This is a genomic window from Kushneria halocnemicola (genome assembly GCF_965650455.1).
GTDB lineage: Bacteria > Pseudomonadota > Gammaproteobacteria > Pseudomonadales > Halomonadaceae > Kushneria.
The window spans coordinates 1,272,921-1,292,408 of record NZ_OZ287968.1; the positions used below are offsets into that span (position 1 = coordinate 1,272,921).

General features: G+C 60.7%; 16 protein-coding genes. 10 read left to right on the plus strand and 6 right to left on the minus strand.

Annotation, left to right across the window (positions count from 1 at the left end):
- The first annotated feature begins 104 nt into the window (after positions 1 to 104).
- Together ydiJ and ACS92L_RS05785 are read left to right on the plus strand one after the other, a co-directional pair.
- Complete coding sequence (ydiJ, locus tag ACS92L_RS05780; RefSeq protein ID WP_438767655.1) at positions 105 to 3,197, plus strand: D-2-hydroxyglutarate dehydrogenase YdiJ; 3,093 nt, start codon at positions 105 to 107, stop codon at positions 3,195 to 3,197.
- A 109-nt stretch (positions 3,198 to 3,306) separates the two neighbouring features.
- Positions 3,307 to 5,196: a cation:proton antiporter gene (locus ACS92L_RS05785; RefSeq protein ID WP_438767657.1), complete on the plus strand. Its 1,890-nt coding sequence runs from the start codon at positions 3,307 to 3,309 to the stop codon at positions 5,194 to 5,196.
- Between the two features lie 89 nt (positions 5,197 to 5,285).
- Here ACS92L_RS05785 and ACS92L_RS05790 read toward each other — a convergent pair whose 3' ends face one another.
- The gene (locus ACS92L_RS05790; RefSeq protein ID WP_438767659.1) at positions 5,286 to 6,851 is read right to left on the minus strand and encodes a BCCT family transporter; all 1,566 of its coding nucleotides are present in this window, start codon (positions 6,849 to 6,851) and stop codon (positions 5,286 to 5,288) included.
- Positions 6,852 to 7,090: 239 nt separating this feature from the next.
- Between ACS92L_RS05790 and ACS92L_RS05795 the strand changes: the two genes are divergently transcribed.
- Both ACS92L_RS05795 and cobO read left to right on the plus strand, forming a co-directional pair.
- A complete protein-coding gene (locus ACS92L_RS05795; RefSeq protein WP_438767661.1) occupies positions 7,091 to 8,311 on the plus strand; it encodes a NupC/NupG family nucleoside CNT transporter in 1,221 nt (406 codons plus the stop codon).
- A gap of 45 nt (positions 8,312 to 8,356) precedes the next feature.
- Positions 8,357 to 8,965, plus strand: a complete 609-nt coding sequence (gene cobO / locus ACS92L_RS05800) for a cob(I)yrinic acid a,c-diamide adenosyltransferase (protein WP_438767663.1) — start codon at positions 8,357 to 8,359, stop codon at positions 8,963 to 8,965.
- A gap of 44 nt (positions 8,966 to 9,009) precedes the next feature.
- On the opposite strand, the gene ACS92L_RS05805 is transcribed toward cobO, so the two are convergent.
- Complete coding sequence (locus ACS92L_RS05805; RefSeq protein ID WP_438767665.1) at positions 9,010 to 10,110, minus strand: ABC transporter substrate-binding protein; 1,101 nt, start codon at positions 10,108 to 10,110, stop codon at positions 9,010 to 9,012.
- A 303-nt stretch (positions 10,111 to 10,413) separates the two neighbouring features.
- Here ACS92L_RS05805 and ACS92L_RS05810 point away from each other — a divergent pair, with 303 nt between their 5' ends.
- The 3 genes from ACS92L_RS05810 to ACS92L_RS05820 all read left to right on the plus strand — a co-directional run bounded on the left by ACS92L_RS05810 (position 10,414) and on the right by ACS92L_RS05820 (position 12,697).
- Positions 10,414 to 11,181 carry an SIMPL domain-containing protein gene (locus ACS92L_RS05810; RefSeq protein ID WP_438767667.1) on the plus strand — a complete coding sequence of 256 codons (768 nt, stop codon included), beginning with the start codon at positions 10,414 to 10,416 and terminating at the stop codon, positions 11,179 to 11,181.
- Between the two features lie 242 nt (positions 11,182 to 11,423).
- The gene (locus tag ACS92L_RS05815; RefSeq protein WP_438767669.1) at positions 11,424 to 12,338 is read left to right on the plus strand and encodes a LysR family transcriptional regulator ArgP; all 915 of its coding nucleotides are present in this window, start codon (positions 11,424 to 11,426) and stop codon (positions 12,336 to 12,338) included.
- A 2-nt stretch (positions 12,339 to 12,340) separates the two neighbouring features.
- Positions 12,341 to 12,697, plus strand: a complete 357-nt coding sequence (locus ACS92L_RS05820; protein WP_438767670.1) for a hypothetical protein — start codon at positions 12,341 to 12,343, stop codon at positions 12,695 to 12,697.
- On the opposite strand, the gene ACS92L_RS05825 is transcribed toward ACS92L_RS05820, so the two are convergent.
- Entirely contained in the window at positions 12,672 to 13,007 is a 336-nt protein-coding gene (locus ACS92L_RS05825; RefSeq protein WP_438767671.1) for an MTH1187 family thiamine-binding protein, read from the minus strand. The genes ACS92L_RS05820 and ACS92L_RS05825 overlap by 26 nt on opposite strands.
- A gap of 200 nt (positions 13,008 to 13,207) precedes the next feature.
- On the opposite strand from ACS92L_RS05825, the gene cfa reads away from it, so the two are divergent.
- Positions 13,208 to 14,353, plus strand: coding sequence for a cyclopropane fatty acyl phospholipid synthase (cfa, locus tag ACS92L_RS05830; RefSeq protein ID WP_438767673.1), 1,146 nt, complete (start codon positions 13,208 to 13,210; stop codon positions 14,351 to 14,353).
- 132 nt (positions 14,354 to 14,485) lie between these two features.
- Entirely contained in the window at positions 14,486 to 15,676 is a 1,191-nt protein-coding gene (locus tag ACS92L_RS05835) for an aromatic amino acid transaminase (protein WP_438767675.1), read from the plus strand.
- Positions 15,677 to 15,747: 71 nt separating this feature from the next.
- Here the strand turns inward: ACS92L_RS05835 and ACS92L_RS05840 are convergent, their stop codons facing one another.
- From ACS92L_RS05840 to ACS92L_RS05850, 3 genes are all read right to left on the minus strand, one after another.
- Positions 15,748 to 16,275: a hypothetical protein gene (locus ACS92L_RS05840; protein ID WP_438767676.1), complete on the minus strand. Its 528-nt coding sequence runs from the start codon at positions 16,273 to 16,275 to the stop codon at positions 15,748 to 15,750.
- Positions 16,276 to 16,363: 88 nt separating this feature from the next.
- Positions 16,364 to 17,692: an MATE family efflux transporter gene (locus tag ACS92L_RS05845; RefSeq protein WP_438768429.1), complete on the minus strand. Its 1,329-nt coding sequence runs from the start codon at positions 17,690 to 17,692 to the stop codon at positions 16,364 to 16,366.
- Positions 17,693 to 17,849: 157 nt separating this feature from the next.
- Positions 17,850 to 18,320, minus strand: a complete 471-nt coding sequence (locus tag ACS92L_RS05850) for a hypothetical protein (RefSeq protein WP_438767678.1) — start codon at positions 18,318 to 18,320, stop codon at positions 17,850 to 17,852.
- A gap of 159 nt (positions 18,321 to 18,479) precedes the next feature.
- Here ACS92L_RS05850 and ACS92L_RS05855 point away from each other — a divergent pair, with 159 nt between their 5' ends.
- Positions 18,480 to 19,436 carry a LysR family transcriptional regulator gene (locus ACS92L_RS05855; protein ID WP_438767679.1) on the plus strand — a complete coding sequence of 319 codons (957 nt, stop codon included), beginning with the start codon at positions 18,480 to 18,482 and terminating at the stop codon, positions 19,434 to 19,436.
- Positions 19,437 to 19,488: the final 52 nt, after the last annotated feature.

Consider the following 19,488-nt stretch of genomic DNA (forward strand, 5'->3'; position numbering starts at 1 on the left):
CCGCCCCCTGCCATGAAACAGCACCAGCACAACCGCCTGACGCCTGATGCGACGGCGCAGGACAATCGCACGCTTTTGACAGACCCTGGCCGCAAGACTTGACCATGACCGAACAGCTTCAGACTTCAACGCTCGAGCAGCGCTATCAGCACTTTCTTGACACCCTGAATGCCCGCGGCTTCAAGGGCGATATCGCCGCGGATGATGCCAGCCGCGTGGTACTGGCCACCGATAATTCAATCTATCAGCGCCTGCCCCGGGCCGTGATCTATCCGCGTGACGCCGATGACGTCACTCTGCTGGCCGGGCTGGCCGGTGAAACAACCTTTCATGAGATCGTGCTGGCCCCGCGCGGCGGCGGCACCGGCACCAACGGGCAGTCCCTGACCGATGGTCTGGTGGTGGATGTCACCCGCTACATGCATCACATCATCGATATCGACGTGGACAACCGCCGCGTGCGCGTTCAGGCCGGCGTGGTCAAGGACCAGCTCAATGCCGCGCTCAAACCTTTTGGGCTTTTCTTTGCGCCCGAGCTTTCAACCTCCAACCGCGCCACCATCGGCGGCATGATCAGCACCGACGCCTGCGGTCAGGGCTCGCGCGCCTATGGCAAGACGCGCCATCACGTGCTTGAGCTGGAGGTTGCCCTGCTCGGCGGCGAGCGCTTTACCAGCCGAGTGCTTGATGACGACGCACTCAAGGTGCAGTGCGAACGTCCGGACCGTATCGGCGAGGTGCACCGCTGCGCGCGTGAGATCATCGATACCCGCCAGGAGCAGATCGAGCGTGTTTTCCCGCCGCTTAACCGCAGCCTGACCGGCTATGATCTGGCGCACCTGCGCACCGAGGACGGGCGTTTCGATCTCAACAGCGTGCTGTGTGGCAGCGAAGGGTCGCTGAGCTTTCTTATCGAGGCCACCCTCAACGTGCTGCCGCTGCCGAAATATTCGGCGCTGATCAACGTGCGCTATCCGGGCTTCATGGACGCCCTGCGCGATGCCCGCGCCCTGATGGGCAACGATGACAGCCCGGATGCCCCCACCTCGATCGAAACCATCGACGACCGCGTTTTGATGCTCGCCATGGAAGACATCGTTTGGGATGGCGTGGCGGAATACTTCCCCGCCGGTGAGGAGAACGCCCCGCCGGTGCGCGGCATCAATCTGGTGGAGTTCAACGACAACGATGAAGCGTCGCTCAAGCGCCGCGTCGAGCGCTTCACACAGGCACTGGAAAACAACCGGGACGTTGAGCGCCTGGGCCATACCATCGCCTGGGGCCGCGAGCGCATTACAACGGTCTACGGCATGCGAAAACGTGCCGTCGGCCTTCTGGGCAACGTCAGTGGCGAGAAGCGCCCGATCCCGTTTATCGAGGACACCGCCGTCCCACCCGAGCAGCTGGCCGATTACATCAGCGAGTTTCGCGCCCTGCTCGATGGCTACGGTCTTGAATACGGCATGTTCGGTCATGTCGACGCGGGCGTGCTGCACGTTCGCCCTGCCATCGACATGAAAGACCCCGAGCAGGCGGCCCTGATTCGCCCGCTTTCTGACGAGGTCGTCGCGCTGACCCGGCGTTACGGCGGGCTGCTATGGGGTGAGCACGGCAAGGGCATCCGCTCGGAATACACACCGGCCTTTTTCGGCGAGCTCTACCCGGCACTGCAGCAGCTCAAGGGGGCCTTCGACCCGAAAAACCAGCTCAATCCCGGCAAGATCGCCACGCCGCCGGCAAGCGATGCCACCCTGCTCACCGTGGATGGCGTGACCACGCGCGGCGAGCTGGATCGCACCATCGATGAGCGGGTCTGGCAGAGCTATCACAGTGCGGTCTACTGCAACGGCAACGGTGCCTGCTACAACTACGACCCCAACGACGCCATGTGCCCGTCATGGAAGGCCACACGCGAGCGCATCCACTCGCCCAAGGGGCGCGCCAGCCTGATGCGCGAATGGCTGCGACGCGAGCAGGCAGCCGGCCATGATGTACTAAGTGAAGCGCAGGAACTGCGTCAGGCTGGCACAATTCAGCGACTCAAAACGCTGCCGGCACGGCTGCGCCGTACGCTCAAGGGGGACGATCGCTTCTCCGATGAGGTCCACGAGGCGATGGCCGGCTGTCTGGCGTGCAAGTCCTGCGCCGGACAGTGCCCGGTGCGGGTCAACGTGCCGGATTTTCGCAGCCGCTTTCTGGAGCTTTACCATGGCCGGCGTGTCCGGCCGCTGCGCGACCACCTGATTGGGCGCATGGAAACTCTCATGCCGCGTCTTAAACCGGTAGCGCCGCTGTACAATGCGCTGCTGCGTCAAAGGCCGGTTCAGCACGTCATGGCGCGCTGGATCGGCATGGTGGATGCCCCGAGCTTTTCGCACAGCGACTTCCACAAACAGCTTCACGCCTGGGGTATTGCCGAGGCGACCCCGGTGGCGCTCGGGCTTTTGAGCGAGGCGCAAAAGGCGCGCAGTGTTGTCCTGGTACAGGACACCTTCACCTCCTGGTTTGATGCCCGCGTGGCTCGTGAGTTTGTCGAGTGTCTGAGCCTTTTAGGGATTCGCGTGTTTGTGGCGCCCTACCGGCCCAACGGCAAACCCATGCACGTACAGGGCTTCATGGGTGCCTTTAAAAAGGCCGCGCAGCAACAGGCCGACCAGCTTCGAGCGCTGGCGCGTCTTGAGGTGCCGCTGGTGGGGCTCGACCCGGCCATGACCCTGACCTACCGTCAGGAATATGTCGACACGCTGGGCAAGGGCGCTGTACCCGAGGTGCTGCTGCCCCAGGAATGGCTTCTCTCCATGGCCGGGTCACTGGCGCCGGCATCCAACAATGCATCATTGGAGTCGAGCGTTCGCTATCGGCTTTTGAGCCATTGCACCGAAAAGACCAATGCCCCCGGCAGCGCGAAGGCCTGGCAGCAGATCTTTACCGCTTTCGGTCTGGAACTGGAACTGGTGCCCACCGGCTGCTGCGGCATGTCCGGCACCTACGGGCATGAAGCACGCAATCTGGCAACGTCGCGCATCATTTACAGCCAGTCGTGGCAGCCGCTCGTGGAAGCCGAGCAGAACAATACCCGGCTGCTGGCGACCGGCTACTCCTGTCGCAGCCAGGCTCGGCGCTTTTCCGACGTGGCGCTTGAGCACCCCCTGCAGGCCCTTTTGTCGCATCTTCGACATCAAAAAGCGTCACTCTGACGATCAATGGCCGCCACCTTAAGGCGGCCCCTTTCACCCCCCATTGCAACGGCCATCGCCTGCGTCTAGGCTGCGCCCCCTTAATCGACCCCTATCGGAATCTTCCTGCATGGAACACGCTGCGCTCTATCTGGCCCTGATCGGCCTGCTGTCCCTGATGTGTCAATGGGCGGCGTGGCGGGTTCACCTGCCTGCCATTTTGCCCCTTTTGATTGTCGGTCTGATTGCCGGCCCCGTCACCGGCTGGCTGAACCCGGATGCCATTCTGGGCGATCTCCTGTTTCCGCTGGTCTCGCTCTCCGTTGCGGTGATCCTCTTTGAGGGCAGTCTCACGCTCAACTATGAGGATTTGCGCGGTCATGGTCGCACCGTCATTCGCCTGATCACCTGGGGGGTGGTCATTACGGGCCTGATCGGCACCGTGGCCGCCTGGTGGCTTCTGGAGATGCCGCTTGAAATTGCCGCCGTTCTGGGCGGGCTGCTGGTCGTAACCGGCCCGACCGTGGTAATTCCGCTGCTGCAGACACTGCGTGCCAAGGCCAATCTGTCCCAGATTCTGCGCTGGGAAGGCATTCTGGTGGACCCGGTAGGCGCCCTGCTGGCCGTTTTGATCTATGAGTTCGTGGCGCTGGGGCAGGAAAACGGCGCGGCGTCACACACCGTGTTGCTGTTTGCCCAGACCGTGGGGCTCGGGTTCGGCCTGGGGGCGCTGGGCGGTTGGCTCTGGGGGCTGATCCTGCGTCATCACTGGCTGCCGCAGCGGTTGCACAACTTCGGCACCCTGATGATCATGCTGACCCTCTTTGCCGGCTCCAACGCACTGTTTGAAGAGTCGGGGCTTTTGACCGTGACCGTCATGGGCATCTGGATGGCCAACATGCGCGGGATCCCGGTGCGACCGATCATCGAATTCAAGGAAACGCTGACCGTTTTGCTGGTCTCGGGGCTGTTCATCCTGCTGGCCGCGCGCATCACCACCGAGCAGCTGATGACCCTGAACTGGCCGGCCTGGGTATTTCTGGGGGTGCTCATGTTTGTGGCCCGCCCCATTACCGTCTGGGTGTGCACCATCGGCACCGAGCTCCACTGGCGTGAAAAGGCCCTGCTGGCCTGGCTGTCGCCCCGCGGCATCGTGGCCGCAGCGGTGGCCTCGCTGTTTGCCATCAAGCTCGAGCAGGCCGGTGTGGAAGGCGCCGAGATGCTGGTGCCCATCACCTTTCTGGTCATCATCGGCACCGTGGTCATTCAGAGTCTGTTTTCAAAGCCCATCGTCAAGGCGCTCAAGGTCAACGAGCCCGAGCCCACCGGCTTTCTCATTATCGGGGCCAACCCGGTCGCCCGCGCCATTGCCAGCGAGCTGATGACCATGGGCTGGACCGTGCGTCTGACCGACACCAGCTGGGACGCCGTTCAGGAAGCGCGCATGGCGGGCCTGCCGGTCTATTACGGCAATCCGCTGTCGGAACATGCCACCCAGCATCTGGAGCTGACCGGCATCGGTCGGTTGCTGCCGCTGTCGCCCTACCGCGAGCTCAACAACCTGGCGGCGCTGCACTTTGAGCATATGCTCGGTCACGGCAATGTCTTTCGACTGGCCGAAGAGTCGAGCAAGCATGCCAAGCGTCAACAGGACCGGGCGCTGGGGCATCTGCCGCGGCTTTTCAATGACGAGGCCACCTTTGCCAAGCTGGCCAGTCTGGTGGCAGGCGGTGCTGAAATCCGGGTGGCGAAAATGACCGACAGCTTCGGCCTTGAAGAGTATCGCCGCATTCACAACCACCGGCTGATGCCCTTGTTTTGCGTGGCGGCCAACGGCCGGCTGCGCGTGGTGCACACCGACGTGACGCTGGCACCCCGGGCAGGTGAGCGGGTGATCAGTCTGATCTACCCGGATTCCCCGGAAATGCAGCCCGGCGAGCGGGAAGAGCGCGCTCGCGAGGAGCAGCGCGTGGCGCCGGGACGCAGTGACAGCAGCAACCCCGGTCGCCTGCCCTCATGAACGTTGTCCTTCGATAACCCACTGGCCCTGCCATAAAAAAAGCCTCGCAATTGCGAGGCTTTTTTCATTGGCGCCTGAGGGCACGCGCATCATCCCTGCTTGTCGGCGGGGCGTTTTTCGGTCGCGATGCCCTGCTCACGGGCCATGGCATAGGCCGCTCTCGGCCCGGTCCATAATAGCGGCAGCAGCAGCAGGGATACCGGCACGGCTGCAATGACGATGACGGACTGTAGCGCACTGATACCGCCCTCTCCCATCATCAGCAGCAGCGCCGCGACCACACCAAAGGAGATGGCCCAGAAGATACGGACAAACGCCGATGGCTGGGCATCGCCGGTGACCGACATGGCGATGGCATAGGCCATGGAGTCACCGGTCGTGGCCACAAAGATAGTGGTCAGCAGCAAAAAGGCCGGCACGATGATAAACGACAGCGGCAGCTGGCTGGTCACTGCCAAAAGCGCGGCAGGCAATCCACCGGCAGTCAGGGAGTCCGAAACACTGCCGGGATTTTGAAGCTCGTAGAAGATGCCCGAACCACCCAGAGTGGCAAACCAGATATTGGTGGCCACCGGGGCGGTAATGGCCAGCGCGATGACCAGCTCGCGCAGGGTACGGCCTTTCGAAATGCGGGCCACAAACATCGCCATGGAGGGCACGAAGCTGATGAACCAGCCCCAGAAGAAAAGCGTCCACTGCCCGAGCCACGCCTCATTGTCGCTGCCACGCACCAGCGACAGATCAATGAAGTGATTCAGATAGCTGGCAAAGCCTTCCATCATGGAGTGCACGATGAACGTACCCGGTCCCGCCACCATGATCAGCACAAACAGCGACAGCACGATCCAGACATTGCAGTTGGACAGCCACTGAATGCCGCGGGAGAGCCCGGTGGCCGCTGACAGCGTATAGATCACGACCAGTCCGCCAAGAATGGCCAGCTGCAGGCTATAGCTGTCGGCCCAGCCAAACAGCGTGTTGAAGGAGTAGGCAAGCTGGGTCGCCAAAAAGCCGATGGGCCCGATGGTACCGGCTGCCACGCCCAGAATGCAGATCACATCGGCCACGATACCCAGCCAGTGGGTTTCCACTTTCTGCCCCAGAAAGGGGTACAGCAGTGCCCGCGGGCGCAGACGAATGCCGCCGTGGTAGTGCGCATGGATCATGACCAGCGCCGAGAGCGTGCCCAGACAGGCCCACGCGCTGAAGCCCCAGTGGAAAAAGCCCTGTGCCAGCGCCGGGCCGACGGCCTCGACAGTGCCGCTTTCTACGCCGTCAAAGGCCGGCGGTGTCGACATGAAATGATAGATCGGCTCGGCCGTGGACCAGAACACCCCGCCGCCGCCCAGCAACGCGCAGAGAATCACGGCGTGCCAGTTAAAGGTCGACATGGTGACTTCACTGTCGTTGCCGCCCAGGCGCACATCGCCGTAGCGCGTCAGCGCCAGTGCCAGGGCAATCACGAGATTGAGCAGCATCCATAGCTGCCAGTAGGCACCAAACCAGTGGGTTGACCAGCCAAAAGCTGTATCGATCCAGCTGCTGACCGTATCGATATCGATCAGTGCTGCAGCCACAAACAGCACAAGCAGGCCGCCACTAAGCGCAAACACGATACGTTGACCGAGCACTCGAGCGGAGTCGGATGAGGACATGAAGTGGGATCACCGTTTGATAGCAAAGCTGACCACCCTACCAATCCATAACCTTCAGGTATATTCAAATTTCAAATCCGGCCATAATGACAGGCCATGCGGAGGGGCGGTCGCCCATGCCGGTCAGGGCCCGTGCGCTCAGGGCTCAATCTGGTAAGGTGTGCGCCATATCGCCCGGGCGATACAAGAGCGCGTTGTTGCCTGGAACAATCAACAATACATACCAGGAGTTGCTGATCATGCAAATTCTGATGGGACTGGTCGGCATCGTGTTCGTGCTGGCGGTCGCCTTTATCTTTTCCGAAAATCGCCGCGCCATTCGTCTACGCACCGTGTTCTGGGCCTTTGTGCTACAGGCCGGCTTTGCCCTGTTCGTTCTTTATGTCCCGGTGGGCCAGACCGTCCTGCTGGGCATGTCCGGCGGTGTTCAGGCGGTCATCGACAGTGCCGGCGACGGCATCGAGTTTCTTTTCGGCTCACTGGCCGGCGGTGACAATGGCTTTATCTTTGCCATCCAGGTGCTCTCGGTCATTGTCTTTTTCTCATCGTTAGTGTCGGTACTGTATTACCTGGGCATCATGCGCTGGATCATCAACATTCTGGGTGGCGGTATCCAGAAACTGATGGGCACCAGCCGACCGGAATCTTTGTCCGCGGCCGCCAACATCTTTGTCGGTCAAACAGAAGCGCCACTGGTCATCCGCCCCTTTATTGCCAACATGACCCGCTCGGAGCTTTTCGCCGTCATGGTCGGCGGTCTGGCAAGCGTCGCCGGCGGCGTGCTGGCCGGCTACGCCGCCATGGGCGTGGATCTTCAATATCTGATCGCGGCGTCATTCATGTCGGCCCCCGGCGGTCTTTTGATGGCCAAGATGATGCTGCCGGAAACCGAGACCCCCAAACACGACACCAATGTGTCAACGGCGGAAAACGAGGAGAAGCTGGCCAACGTCATCGATGCCGCGGCGACCGGCGCCAGCACCGGTGTACAGCTGGCGCTTAACGTAGGCGGCATGCTGCTGGCATTTGTCAGTCTGATTGCGCTGGCCAACGCCATTTTGACCGGCATCGGCGGACTGTTCGGGTTTGAAGATCTCACGTTGCAGCTGATTCTGGGCTACATCTTCTCTCCGGTGGCCTGGCTGATCGGCGTGCCCTGGTCAGAGGCCGTGGCCGCCGGCAACTTCATCGGTCAGAAAACGATTCTCAACGAGTTCGTCGCCTTTGCCTCCTTTACCGGCTTTGAGGGCAATCTCAGTGAACACACCCGCGCGATTATCACCTTTGCGCTGTGTGGCTTTGCCAATATCTCCTCGATTGCCATTTTGATGGGCGGGCTGGCCGTCATGGCCCCCTCGCGGCGCGGCGATGTGGCCCGACTGGGGCCGAAAGCGATTCTTGCCGGCACGCTGTCCAATCTGATGAGCGCCTCGCTTGCGGGCCTGTTTCTGTCAATGTAGGACCATGGCCCTCAACCATTCGTTTTCACCACAGGACACCCTGACATGAGCAACGACGACCAACGCCAGGCGCGCCATCAGCGCGCCATGGAAAAGCTGAAAAGCCACGTGGATGAGCGGGTGGCCGATGCCAGTGAAGAGCGCGGGCAGCTGCTGATTCTGACCGGCAACGGCAAGGGCAAGACCACCTCGGCCTGGGGCATGGTGACCCGCGCGCTGGGCTACGGCTACGGCGTGGGCGTGATCCAGTTCATCAAGGGCGAGTGGGAGTGCGGCGAGCGGGCACGACTGGAGAAGGATCCGAATCTGCAGGTGGCCACCATGGGCACCGGATTTACGTGGGACACACAAAACCGCGAGACCGACCGGCAGGCCTGTGAAGCGGTCTGGCAGGATGCCGGCCGGATGCTGGCCGACCCGGCGGTCTATCTGGTGGTACTCGATGAGATCACCTACATGCTGAAATTCGGCTATCTCGACATCGAGACGGTCAAACAGGCAATCAATGCGCGCCCGGTCGAGCAGACCGTGATCGTGACCGGTCGCAACGCGCACCGTGAGCTGCTGGCCATGGCGGACACCATTACCGAAATGCAGGAAACCCGTCACGCCTTCAACAACGGATTGAAGGCACGACGCGGCATCGATTACTGACGCCCTTCCCCATATGACAGGCTGCCCGCCAGCGGGCAGCGGTCTTATCCTTTCAGGTCAATCCAGAGTGTTCCGGTGAACGGGTCGCTGATGTAGTGTTCGTTGATCTCATCAAGGGTCTGGTGCGCATCGATGTCTTCGAATCGATCGGGATAGCTCCATTTGGCCATCTGCTCGAGCACTAAAATGTTGAGCGGCGTGTTGATCAGGTGATGATACAAACCGTGTACCCGGCCGTTTTCCACAGCGCTCAAATGACCGATCAGCGGGCGCTCCAGAATATGTTTGAGGGACTGCTCGGCCTCGGCGTCATCGACATCCGGCCCCAGCACCAGGCCATTGACGCGCCTGAGATAGCCGCCACCGGTGGCAATATAGACATCCGGGTCGCGGGTCAGCACGTATTCGGGGTCGATACGACCACTTTTGCCCTTGAGCACATCGGCGCCGATATTGTCCACGTGCAAACGCCTGGCGAAATGGTCAAAGCTGCCCTGCCCGGGTGAATTGCAGCACTCGTTCATGCCGGCATGGGCCTCGATCATGACCGTGGGTCTGTCGGCGTTCGAATCCTTTTCGATCCGATCCAGCACGGCCTCACGCTTTTGCTCGTAGAAGCTGATGAACTGCTCGGCCTGATCCTCGCGTCCCAGAAGCGTTCCCAGCGCGCGCAGACTGGGCACGGTGTCATCCAGCGGGTCGGTGGCAAAATCGATAAAAACGACTGGAATACCGGCCGCATCCAGCTGGTTCATGAGCTCCTGACCCTGAGACACCGGCACCTGAGAACGGCTTAATACGACCGCATCAGGATTCATCGAAATGATTCTTTCCACCGAAATGCTGCCGGGGCCCGGGCCATCGCCCACGATAGGCAGGGCATCAAGTTCCGGCGCACGCTTTCGATAGATGTCATAAAGCTCGGGCGAGCGCTTCATGTCGCTGCCCCATCCCAGCAGCCAGTGTGCCGGGTCCTTGTCCAGCAGCGACAGCGCAATCAGCTGACGCCCTTCAGCCAGCACGATGTGCTCTGCCGGCTTGTCGAGCGCCACATCGCGGCCTTCAATATCATGTACTGTAATATCTGCCTGCGCCGACACTGACAACGCGCCCAGCGCCAGACCGGCAAACCATTGTTTACTCACATGCATTCTGATGTATCGTCCTGACCGATCAAAAACGAGGGTTTGGGGCAATGCCCATAACGTTCATCATGATCCTGCAGCTTCGATGAGGCAAACATGTCATCCCGTCAACGCGGCCTTTTAGCGAGCCTTTAAGCGTCATCACGCCGGGTCTGTCAAAGGGTATCGTGTAAAGAGCGTTGTACTTCATGCCACAGCCTCTTTACTATTTCACACGATATTGTCCCCTGAGGTTATTTCAGGTTCGTTCTGACACGATCACTCTTTCCCTGCGCCAAGCGCCCTGTATGGAGCCTCAACCCGATGTCCGTTTCACTGCGCCTTCAAACGTTTCTGACACTGGTTGCCATGAGCCTGCCCGTGATGCCCGCACTGGCATCACAGCCGCCTCCCGCCCGACAGGTCGAGGTTCAGGCCGAGGCCAGTATCGATGTACTGCCCGACCGTGCCACCCTGAACGCCGTGCTCGTCGAAGCAACCCCTTTTGTGGAAAGAAATGGTGAACGCGATAATGAGGCCGCCGCAGAGGCTCGCCGGCAGCTGGAAAAACGCAGCACCGATCTGATCGATGCGCTGCGCGAACTGGGGATCGATAACCAGCGTCTTCATGCCGGCAATCTGAGTGTGCACAGTGAACAGCAGCCACAGGAGCGCGATCAGGACGCTGCCCCGCGTGAACGAGTGGTTATCGAGCGCAGTATCGATATCGACATCAATGACCTGACAACGCTGCCCGATATCATCGATGCGCTGTTTGCCAACGGTATCGACCGTCTGGCCGGCATTCGCTACGACGTCAGTGACCGGGAAGGCGTCGAGGACCAGGCCCTTCAAAAGGCGCTGGTACGCGCTCAGCACAAGGCAGAGCTGATGGCGAAGGCGCTGTCGGTATCACTGGGTGGCGTCGAGCGCATTCAGGAAACCCGGTCACCGGTATTTCGACCGATGATGATGGCCACGGCGCGCAGCGAACAGGCCGACAGCGCCAGCTACTCGCCGGGCACCATCAGCGTGGATGCCGGCGTACTGGTCAACTGGTCACTGGACACGTCATCCACAACGTCCAACTGATCAAGATGGCCTTTCGCCTGCTGGTACGCTCGGCGTGAGCATTTATAGACCTGATGCGACCGGCAGGCCCATAACAATTCATGCGTGCGCTTTTGCACGTTCATGCCGCCCGCGGTGTTGTCTGTTGCGACAGCGCCGCGATCGGCACATCCGGACTGTGCCCATGAGCACCTGCCCATGACATGCTCTATTCTATAGAGCTGTTGGATGGAACCATCATATAAAGCGGCTTAGCAGGCGTTATGCTCGACTATAAACTTCTTGAGGCGCTTGGCGCCGTTGTGGACCAGGCAGGTTTTGAGCGCGGCGCTCAGGTACTGGGACTGACCCAGTCTGCTGTATCGCAGAGAATCAAGCTTCTGGAGGCACGCCTGGGCCAGCCGGTCCTGATTCGTGCCCCGCGCATTGCCCCCACGGACCTGGGGAAAAGGCTTCTCAACCACATTCAGCAGGTGCGCCTGCTCGAACACGATCTGCTCGATTATGTCCCCTCGCTGGGCGATCGCGAACAGCGTCTGCGCATTGCCCTTAATGCCGACAGTCTGGCCACCTGGTGGGCCGAGGCGGTCGAGGATTTCTTTCGTGAGCACGCCGTGCTGTTCGATCTGGTCGTCGAGGATCAGGAAACGGCGCTCAAGCGCATGCGTGACGGCGAGGTGGCTGCCTGTCTGTGCATGACGCCACGCTCGATTCAGGGCGCGCGCGCTCGACCGCTGGGAGGCATGCGATATCGCCCGCTGGCCACGCCGGGCTTTGTGGAGCGCTATTTTCCCAACGGCCTGGATCGTATCTCACTGGCCGAAGCACCGGCCGTGGTGTTTGGCCCCGATGATCGACTGCAGCAGCGCTATATCGCCAACCACGGCGTCACCGTCCCCTTTCCCCATCATCTGTGCCCCTCTTCTGAAGGGTTCTATCAGATGATCCGCTCTGGCATCGGCTATGGACTGATTCCCGAGATTCAGGCACAGGCGGCCATCGACCGCGGAGAACTGGTCGATCTTGAAAGCAGCGCGGATGTTATCGTGCCGCTTTACTGGCATTACTGGCGTCAGGGGGGGAATATACTGGAAGCGCTGACACAGCATCTGACCCAGCATGCCAGACGCTGGCTGACCGATCTTGATGGCTTCGAAAATCCTGCAGGAGTGCCCTGATCATGCCCGCTCCCCTTGTCTTCAGATCCACGTTTGCCTGCCTTGGCATGGTGCTGTTGTCCTCACTGGTGTCGGGCTGCAGCACGACGCCGGCAGAGGGACAGTCTGAAGACACGCTGACCGTCAGTGCGGGCGCCATCGATGAACCCACGGCCAGAGCCGATGCCATGGAGACCGGCCAGCATCTTTGTCGAGCCCGCGGTGGCCGACAGGCCAGCATGCTGGACATGCAGGTCACCCCGCCTGAAATGGCTACCCTGGACGATGATGACGAGGCAAACTCCACCACGGACGCTCTCGAAGCCGCCACCTCGGAAGGCGATATCTGGCGCGCTACGCTGACCCTTCGCTGTCGCTGATTTCCCTGCCGCCGCGGCGAAGCGCCTGAACACTCTCAATCTTGTCCGACATGCTCTGCTCGCGGTCTGTGCGCGTGCCGATGCGCATGGAGGTCGTAATCCTTGGCGCGCCCATGTCATGAACGACTTCATGGCAGCGTCTGACCACCTCAAACACACTTTCCCACTCCCCTTCGATATTGGTGCCATAGGCGTGCATCTGATGCACAAGCCCTGCCTGCTCGATCACTTCCTGACAGGCCGATACGTAGGCACCCACTGAAACACCCACGCCCAGCGGTACAACACATAGATCGATCATGACCTTCATCCCGAACCTCCTTCACGATACGGCTTGAATGTAAACACCTGTTATTGAAACAGGGCTGGAAAATCGTCAGCCATCCCTCATGATTTAAGACTGAAGCAAGAAAAGCGACCTCTTTCGTTGTTATGCCAGCCAATGTGTCACCCGTTTACGGTACAGGGAGGCATCGTGGAGGTCATGAACCGTTACCAGGGGAGGATGGCATGACCAGCAATACCTTTGGCAATTCAACCACCACTAGCGATACACGCTCGCGTCGCCTGATCGAGTCATGGCTTCACTCCACGGGCGTGACGCTCAATGGCAGCAGGCCCTGGGATCTGCAGGTCCATCATCCCGACTTCTATGGTCGGATCGTCCGTCAGGGCTCACTCGGGCTTGGCGAGTCCTATATGGACCACTGGTGGTCCTGTGAGCGCATCGATCAGTTCATCGAGCGCGTTCTGCTGGCCAATCTGGGGGAGCGGGCCCATACCCGGCGCGAGAAGCTGCTCTATCAGCTTCAGGCCGGCCTGACCAATCTCCAAAGTAAAACACGCGCTTTCATGGTGGGTGAGCAGCACTACGATTTCGGTAATGACCTGTTTGAAGCCATGCTGGATGAGACGATGTGCTACTCGTGTGGCTACTGGAAAGAGGCTGTCACCCTGCACGAGGCGCAAACTGCCAAGCTGGATCTGGCAGCACGCAAGCTTCAGCTTCGCCCCGGCATGCGAGTGCTCGATATTGGCTGCGGCTGGGGCAGTTTCGCCAGACATGCCGCCCGCCATTACGGTGTCCATGTGACGGGTATCACCATTTCCAGAGAGCAGGCAGCGCTTGCCGAAAAGCGCTGTGAAGGCCTGGATGTCGAAATCCTGCTCGAGGACTATCGCGATCTGCAGGGCAGATTCGACCGTATCGTTTCCATCGGCATGTTCGAGCATGTCGGTCACAAGAACTACCCGACCTATTTCGACACGGTAGAGCGACTGCTGGCACCGGATGGTCTTTTTGTACTGCATACTATCGGGTCCAACAACTCGACAATCGGTGCGGACCCCTTTATCAACAAGTACATTTTCCCCAACGGGGTGCTGCCCTCGATCGCCCGAATCGCAAGGCCCACCGAAAACAAAATGGTCATGGAAGACTGGCAGAACTTCGGCGCAGACTACGACCGTACCCTGATGGCCTGGCTTGACAACATCGAAACGGCCTGGCCGTCGCTGCCCTACGATGAGCGTACCCAGCGCATGTTCCGCTACTATCTGGCCAGCTGCGCCGGTGCCTTCAGGGCGCGGGATCTTCAGCTCTGGCAGGTCGTCTTTTCCAAACGTCGACCCGGTCGCTACGATGCCCCTCGCTAGCCGTGGCGTGCCGGTCAGGGCGGTCGTGTCATCGGCGGTGGCAGTAACGGTCCTGCAGTGGCATTATTTCTCGTGTGCCACCTACATGCCTATTCATTCATGACCGCCAACCCGACGAGGTAGTCATTCAAGATGTTCGAGCGTATCGAGCGAGTTCCCGGGGACGCCATCCTCGGCCTGATCGAAGCCTATCAACAGGACACCAACCCGCAAAAGGTCGATCTCGGGGTCGGTGTCTATCGTGACGACAAGGGCCGTACTCCGGTGCTTGCCACGGTCAAAAAGGCGGAAGAGCAGCTTTATCAGCAGGAAGCCACCAAAAGCTACATCGGCTCCCATGGCGATACGCGCTATACCGAGGCGGTCACCAGGATGGTAGTGGGTGACGACTCTGCGGCGCTGAGCGCCGGGCGGATCAGCACCACCCAGACCCCGGGGGGCACCGGTGCCCTGCGCCTGGCGGCCGACTTTTTAAAGTCGCACCTGTCGAATCGAGCCATCTGGCTGAGCGACCCGACCTGGCCCAATCACCCGGCCATCTTTGAAGCCGCCGGCATCGAGGTCAAACGCTACCCTTACGTCAACGCCGACAATCGACTGGATTTCGACGCGATGCTGGCCGCCCTCGGGGAAGTGCCCGAAGGCGATATCGTGCTGCTGCACGCCTGCTGCCATAACCCGACCGGCTTTGACCTGTCGCAAGACCAGTGGCGCGAGATTCTGGAAGTGGTCAAATCGCGCGGACTGCTGCCGCTGATCGATTTTGCCTACCAGGGTTTTGGTGATGGCCTGGATCAGGACGCCTTTGGTGTACGCCTGTTCGTCGAGGCGCTCGATGAAATGCTGATCACGACGTCGTGCTCGAAAAACTTCGGCCTCTACCGGGAGCGCACCGGCTCGCTGATGGTGCTGGCCGCTGATCATGAGCAGATGCAAAACGTGCGCACCCAGATCGCCATTGCCGCTCGGGAAAACTACTCCACGCCGCCGTCTCACGGCGCTGCGGTGGTTGCCGAGATTCTGGGCTCGCAGACACTGACCGATCAGTGGCAGCAGGAGCTTGCCGAGATGCGCGGGCGCATCAACGATCTGCGCAGCGATTTTGTGGCGGCTTTCCGAGCGCACGGGCTTGAAGAGCGTTTCGCCTTCATTGCCGAGCAGCGCGGCATGTTCTCCTACACCGGCCTGACCCAGGCACAGGTCAAGCGACTGCGTGACGAGTTCAGCATCTATATGGTCGGCTCGGGCCGTGCCAATATTGCCGGGCTCTCCGGCGATTCGCTGGCGTACGTGGCCCGCGCCATTGCCACGGTCGTTGAATAACGCCCGAATTTGAGCATCAAAAAGCGAGCCTGAAGGCTCGCTTTTTTATGCGCCGTGTCATCACTGCACGCTCAGGGCGTCGTTATGGTCTCTTCGCGACGCGGGTCGGTGGCTTCCGGTTCGTCCGGAGCCGGCGAGACACCCCAGGCCGCCGCCGAAGGCGTGCTCAATGTTGCAGGCGCCGCAGCCTCTTGCGAGCGCCATTGCCGGGAGGCCGGCTCCGGTGGCAGGCGCCAGGAGGAAGACACCGTCTGCTCAGGGTCTGTCACTTCTGCTGTCTGCGCCTTCATCTGCAGCTGACGCGCGATGGCGGGGTCGTCAAAACGCCGGCGAAACTCCTGACGTGAAATCCGCCCGTCACCGTCTTGATCCAGCGCGTTCCATTGGTTGCCAAGCCCCATGCGCTCCAGATCCAGCGCGCCGAGACCGGTGTTCGGGTCGGTATTGCCCTGATCAAAGACCACGTCGGCATTTGGTATACCGCCCGATGAGGTACCCGCCCCTGCCACGTCATTGTCCTGTGGCGAGTGCGAGGCACAGCCTGCCAGCATGACCAGAATGGTCAGGCCCGACAGCTCTTTTCGATATCGCGTTGGCATACGGCGCATCTCCATCACTACCACCCATCATGAAAGCGTTCTAATACTATAAACACAATACCGGCGCGCTTCACGATAGAGTCTCATATCACCCCTCGGCGACCATGTCCTTCTCGATGCGCCCCTTATCACCCAGTATGCGGCGATAGCTCCACCAGGCCAGCACGCCGGCCAACACATTGCCCACGGCGGCGCCGATACCCAGGCCCACAAACCCTCCGAGCCAGACCCCCACCCCCAGACAGGGCAGATAGCAGACAAAAAGGCGCATGAAGGAGACAGTAACGGCGCGGCGTGGCCAGCCCAGCGCGTTGCAGGCCGATACCACCAGCATGCAGATCCCTAGAAAGGCGTAGCTGGGCAGCATGAAATACAAGAGCGTTGCCAGCATGCCTCGCACCTCGTCGTTGCCGGCCAAAAGCCCGGCCAGCGGCAGGGCAAGCGCACTCAACAAAAGTCCCAGCAGCAGCTGCCAGATCAGCACCACGCGTGCCGCCAGATTCATCAGCGCCCGAATTTCCTGCCAGCGCCCGGCCCCGAAGCTGCGTCCCAGCCAGGGTGGCAGAGACATGGTCAACCCCAACACCACCAGAATGACAAAGGTTTCCAGGCGCGCAGCCAGCCCCCAGGCCGCCACGGCGGCCTCACCGAGTCGCGCCACGATGCCGGTGGCCGCCAGTGCCGACACCGCCGGCAACAGCTGGGAGGCCATGGCCGGCAGGGCAATACCCATAAAGCGCCCGATCGAGGTGCCGGCTTCTTCACGAAGGCCCGACCCGGCCAGCCAGTCACGTCGGGCAAGGCTTCTGGCCAGCACCAGCAGGCCGATGACAAAGGCAATCAGCGTGGCCCAGGCCGCCCCTGCCAGCCCCCAGCCCTCAAAGGGCCCCACGCCAAAGATCAGCACGGGGTCGAGCACCAGATTGATCAGGCTGGTCAGCACCATCATGCGCCCGGGAAGACGCGTCTCCCCATGAGCGCGGAAAAGGCTGTAGCCCAGATACAAAAGCGCGCCGATCCAGCTTGCCAGCAGCCAGGGGCCCCAGTACTGATTGATCAGTACCAGTGTCTCCTCGTTGGCACCCAGAAGACGAAAGATGATCGGCTCCAGTAGCCAGAGCGCCAGCAAAAGCAACAGCATCGCCACGCTGCCACCGACCAGTACCAGGCTGCCCAGCCGCCGGGCACGTGCCTGCTCCCCTGCCCCCAGCGCACGCGAAATCAAGGCCGCAATGGCAATACCAAAGCCGACCTGCACGCCGATGATGACGGTGGCGACCGGAAAGGTGAACGACTGCGCTGCCAGCGGTTGCGTACCCAGTCGGGCGATGAAGATACTATCGATCAGATTGAAGCCCAGCAGCGCCATGACGCCCATGGCCATGGGCAGCGTCTGACGCCAGAGGGTTTTACCCATTTCTCGGGTTTGAGGCGATGCCACAGCAGCTCCAGAGTTGATGGGACACAGTGTTATGCGGCGCGCAGTCTAACCTTATGCACAAAAAAAAGCAGGCGGCGCCTGCTTTTTTGAACCTTCGACCGCCGGAAAACGACAGTCATCCAATATTTTCGGGTTACAGCGAGGTGAGAATCTCGTAGCTGTTGTCCGAACTGGCGCGGCTCTGGGTGGTACGGCCATCGACGACCAGCGTGTACTGACCGGCGGTGAGCGCACTGTCGATATTAAAGTTGCCCTGAGTATCACTGGCGCTGCTGGCAACGACCTGGCCCTGCTGGTCAAGCACCATGGCATTGAGACGATAGGCGGCGTTGTGAGTACCTGCCAGCTGCCGACTCGCAAGCTGTACCTGACCGTCGTTTTCTACATTAAAGGCAAAGCGGTGCGGCGCCCCCTGGGCGGCGTAATGGGTACCGGTCACCCCATTGGCGGTGGCCACCGCCGAGCGGGAGAGCATGCTGCTACCGGTATTGAGGGCCGCGCCATTATTGGCCTTCATGAACTCGCCCTCGGCGGTGGAGGCCATGCTCTGCTGGGCCATCAGCGTGGTCAGTGAAAGCGCGGCAATCAGAAGTGTGCGTGTCATGTCATGTCCCTTTTCAGTGTGCTATATCTCGGGGCTGCTTTCGGCAGCGCCGTTTCGATAGATATATTCTCTGCCTGAAAAGGGTTTTGATCGATGCACGCTATAACAACTTTGTGTTGCACAAAGCGCAACAGTCACGTCGGGAGGCCATAAGCCGCCATGGACCTGTCCAGCCGTCTTTTGCTCCTTGCCGAGGTGGTCGATGCCGGAAGCTTTACGCGCGCCGCCGACCTTCGTCATGTTGACCGCTCGGTCATTTCACGCCAGATCCGCCATCTCGAAAAGGAACTGGAGGTGCGCCTTTTCAATCGTTCGACCCGTGTGGTGCATTTGACCGATGCCGGTCGCGAGATCTATCAGCGCGCTCTGCGACTGCGCACGGCCCTTGAGGATGCCCGCCACGTGGCAGAGGCCTACCAGAGCGAGCCTCGAGGCGTATTGCGCATCAATGCGCCGACGGATTTCGGCAGACGTTACGTGGCGCCGGCGGCCGGCCTTTTCATGAGACGTTTCAAGGACATCCGCGTTGAGCTCCAGCTCGATAATGCCTATGTCGATGTCATTGCCGGCGGCTATGATCTGGTGATTCGCATCAGCGAACCGCAGGACTCCTCACTGATTGCCCGACCGCTGGCACGCAACCATCAGGTCATTTGCGCCAGCCCGGAATTCATTCAACGACACGGCATGCCCGAAAGCGTCGAGGCGCTGCTGTTGCTGCCGGCCACCACCTACTCGCGCGACGACCTGTCGGTGGACTATCTCCATTACTACAACGAGGACAACCGCATTGTCCGGGGCGCCCTCAATCCACGCTTTCGCACCAATGACCCCGAGGTCATGATCCGGGCCATGCTGGTGGGCCTGTGCTATGGCGTCATGTCCGCCTTCATGCTTGAAGACGCCTTCCGGGAAGGCAGGCTGTTTCCCATCCTGCCCGAATTGCAGCTGGCGCCGAGCCCCGACATCCACATGGTCTATCCCCACCGGGAGTTCATGACGCTCAAGACACGACGCTTTATCGAGTGTCTGCAGGAGATTGTCGGTGACCCACCCGTCTGGGAGCGCAACATGCCGAAAATCGGCATGCTGCAGGGGTACAATCCTCTGACCTGAATCCGGGGGCCGTCAGAACCTGCAACATTTCACAGGTTCTGACGGTGTCGTG

Bases quoted from the DNA above. Each gene is read 5' to 3' on its own strand.
- ACS92L_RS05855 (WP_438767679.1), top strand. From the start codon at position 18,480: ATGGACCTGTCCAGCCGTCTTTTGCTCCTTGCCGAGGTGGTCGATGCC.
- ACS92L_RS05850 (WP_438767678.1), bottom strand. From the start codon at position 18,320: ATGACACGCACACTTCTGATTGCCGCGCTTTCACTGACCACGCTGATG.
- ACS92L_RS05790 (WP_438767659.1), bottom strand. From the start codon at position 6,851: ATGTCCTCATCCGACTCCGCTCGAGTGCTCGGTCAACGTATCGTGTTT.
- ACS92L_RS05820 (WP_438767670.1), top strand. From the start codon at position 12,341: ATGCCCGCTCCCCTTGTCTTCAGATCCACGTTTGCCTGCCTTGGCATG.
- ydiJ (WP_438767655.1), top strand. From the start codon at position 105: ATGACCGAACAGCTTCAGACTTCAACGCTCGAGCAGCGCTATCAGCAC.
- cobO (WP_438767663.1), top strand. From the start codon at position 8,357: ATGAGCAACGACGACCAACGCCAGGCGCGCCATCAGCGCGCCATGGAA.
- cfa (WP_438767673.1), top strand. From the start codon at position 13,208: ATGACCAGCAATACCTTTGGCAATTCAACCACCACTAGCGATACACGC.
- ACS92L_RS05845 (WP_438768429.1), bottom strand. From the start codon at position 17,692: ATGGGTAAAACCCTCTGGCGTCAGACGCTGCCCATGGCCATGGGCGTC.
- ACS92L_RS05810 (WP_438767667.1), top strand. From the start codon at position 10,414: ATGTCCGTTTCACTGCGCCTTCAAACGTTTCTGACACTGGTTGCCATG.
- ACS92L_RS05815 (WP_438767669.1), top strand. From the start codon at position 11,424: ATGCTCGACTATAAACTTCTTGAGGCGCTTGGCGCCGTTGTGGACCAG.
- ACS92L_RS05840 (WP_438767676.1), bottom strand. From the start codon at position 16,275: ATGCCAACGCGATATCGAAAAGAGCTGTCGGGCCTGACCATTCTGGTC.
- ACS92L_RS05785 (WP_438767657.1), top strand. From the start codon at position 3,307: ATGGAACACGCTGCGCTCTATCTGGCCCTGATCGGCCTGCTGTCCCTG.
- ACS92L_RS05795 (WP_438767661.1), top strand. From the start codon at position 7,091: ATGCAAATTCTGATGGGACTGGTCGGCATCGTGTTCGTGCTGGCGGTC.
- ACS92L_RS05825 (WP_438767671.1), bottom strand. From the start codon at position 13,007: ATGAAGGTCATGATCGATCTATGTGTTGTACCGCTGGGCGTGGGTGTT.
- ACS92L_RS05835 (WP_438767675.1), top strand. From the start codon at position 14,486: ATGTTCGAGCGTATCGAGCGAGTTCCCGGGGACGCCATCCTCGGCCTG.